The organism is Acetivibrio straminisolvens JCM 21531 (genome assembly GCF_000521465.1).
GTDB classification, from domain to species: Bacteria; Bacillota; Clostridia; order Acetivibrionales; family Acetivibrionaceae; genus Hungateiclostridium; species Hungateiclostridium straminisolvens.
This window is the reverse complement of record NZ_BAVR01000133.1, coordinates 1-2,069: the sequence shown is the minus strand read 5'-3', so window position 1 is coordinate 2,069 and position 2,069 is coordinate 1. Positions and strand designations below refer to the sequence as shown.

Below are 2,069 nucleotides of genomic sequence, written 5' to 3'. Positions count from 1 at the left end.
TACAATGATATTGACAGCGGCAGGTTTGGTTGCGATAGAGAATATCAAGGCAGGAGACAAGGTAATTGCGACGAATCCTGAAACTTTTGAAGTAGCGGAAAAGACGGTGCTTGAGACATATGTGAGAGAGACAACGGAGCTTTTGCATTTGGCAATCAATGGAGAGGTAATCAAGACAACCTTTGAGCATCCGTTTTATGTTAAAGATGTGGGTTTTGTTGAAGCGGGAAAACTGCAAGTAGGAGATAAGTTGGTTGATTCAAAAGGCAAGGTTTTGGTGGTGGAAGAGCAAAAGCTTGAGATAACAGATGAACCTGTTAAGGTTTATAACTTCAAAGTGGATGATTTTCATACTTATCATGTTGGGAAAAAAGGGATATTGGTACATAATGCAGACTATAACCAAAATGGGATTTGATGATTTGGACCTTGAGAAAGCTACAAACAAACAAAAAGGCAATTATGGAGAGTATCTGGCAGATGATAATCTTATTAATAATCCAAAATTGAAAGAAGCAGGGTATGATTTGGAGCGGATAGGAGGTAAAGTTCCGGCATCACCGGATGATAAAATTACAAAAGGGATAGATGGGATATATATAAACAAGAATCCTAATTCAAATATTAAATATGTGATTGATGAAGCCAAATTTGGAAAAGCGGGACTTAGTACAAAGACAAGAGATGGAAAACAAATGTCGGATTCTTGGTTAATGGGTTCTCGCTCAAGAGATAACAGAATTTTAAAAGCATTGAATAATAATGAAGAGTTAGCAGATGATATATTGGAGGCATTGGCAAATAATCAAGTAGAAAGAATATTGTCAAAAGTAGATATAAATGGAGAAGTAACAACATACAGGCTGGATAGTGAGGGTAATATAATTGGACTTTGGCCGTAAATAAGTAAATAATTAAAATAGGGGGTAATAATATGAGAGATCCGTTGTGTGATGAAAGTTATTTGTTGAAAACAATAGAGTCTAACCGAAAGTTCATTTCTAAAAGGAAAGAAAAGATTATTGGATTAAAAGCTGATATAGAGAATGGTATACAAAGATATCCAAGAGATAACCAAAGTATAATTTATATTACGTTTTCTCAAATGTTTATGTATGGCATGAATATGCTTTTAGCAAAATATTCCTTGGGCAATCACCCTGATACAATGATAGATGACTATTTAGACAACATAACATATTTAGAGAATTGCGGTGAAGAAGAGGCCGGCTACATTAACCTTTTATGGATGGTTGGACTGGGTATCCTTTTGGAAGTGGATAAAGAAGTGTTAAAAAGACTGGCAAGAGTTATAGAAAGGCAAAGAATAGAAGACGCACTTATGGATTTTTTATTGAAAGCTTGTGATATAGGTTGGAACCACAGTACAACGAAATATGAAAAAAAGAACCCGTATGAAAAGACAGTAGAGATTATAAAAATAGCATTACACGACAAAGACAAGGAAGCGGCATCTAAAAGGCTTGAAAAATATATGGAAAAAGAATGGTTCAAGGGACATTACGACTTTGGGTGGAGGAATGCCCATAAGGAACCTGGCTATTATGGTTTTTGGAGTTTTGATACAGCGGCACTGGCCAAGATACTGGGACTGGATGACAGTGCATTGAAAGACAACAACCATTATCCTTATGATTTGGCACACTATAAGAATGGAATGACCTTTGATTTAAGTTGGTATAGTGAACCAAGGGAAGAGGAAGTCCGGGAAGAAACGGTGGTATATGGTATACCGGGTAATCCTTTGTTGGAGAGGATAATACCTGGGAGATTCCACAGTTTTGTAAATGAGATAATAAATGATTATAAAACACTGCCGGACGAAGAGTTTTGGAAGAAGTATAATTTGAAAGAAATATGGTTTGATGTAGAGGAGTATAAGGAGGATAATAAAGATAAGAATTTGTTGGGTACGATTATAGTGTTCATGCTTGTGGACAAAGATTATATTTTGCAGTTGGATTATAAAGAAGAGTTAATAGACTATATAGAGAATATACATAATTACTGGCCCAAGGAAGAAGTTAAGCTTATAAGCTTTGAATTAG

Annotated in this window: 3 protein-coding genes; all 3 read left to right on the top strand. The window is 35.5% G+C overall.

Going from position 1 to position 2,069, the window contains the following annotated elements; all coding sequences use genetic code 11:
- The coding region (locus tag JCM21531_RS16995; protein WP_279379114.1) for a polymorphic toxin-type HINT domain-containing protein at positions 1 to 418 on the top strand (418 nt) is incomplete at its 5' end.
- Entirely contained in the window at positions 390 to 902 is a 513-nt protein-coding gene (locus JCM21531_RS16990) for a hypothetical protein (protein WP_131464572.1), read from the top strand. The genes JCM21531_RS16995 and JCM21531_RS16990, both read left to right, overlap by 29 nt.
- A 32-nt stretch (positions 903 to 934) precedes the next feature.
- Positions 935 to 2,069: PoNi-like cognate immunity protein (locus tag JCM21531_RS16985; RefSeq protein ID WP_038291589.1), on the top strand; the 1,135-nt coding region annotated here is incomplete at its 3' end.

Coding starts and splice junctions, on each gene's coding strand:
- JCM21531_RS16990 (WP_131464572.1), top strand. CDS start 390: ATGCAGACTATAACCAAAATGGGATTTGATGATTTGGACCTTGAGAAA.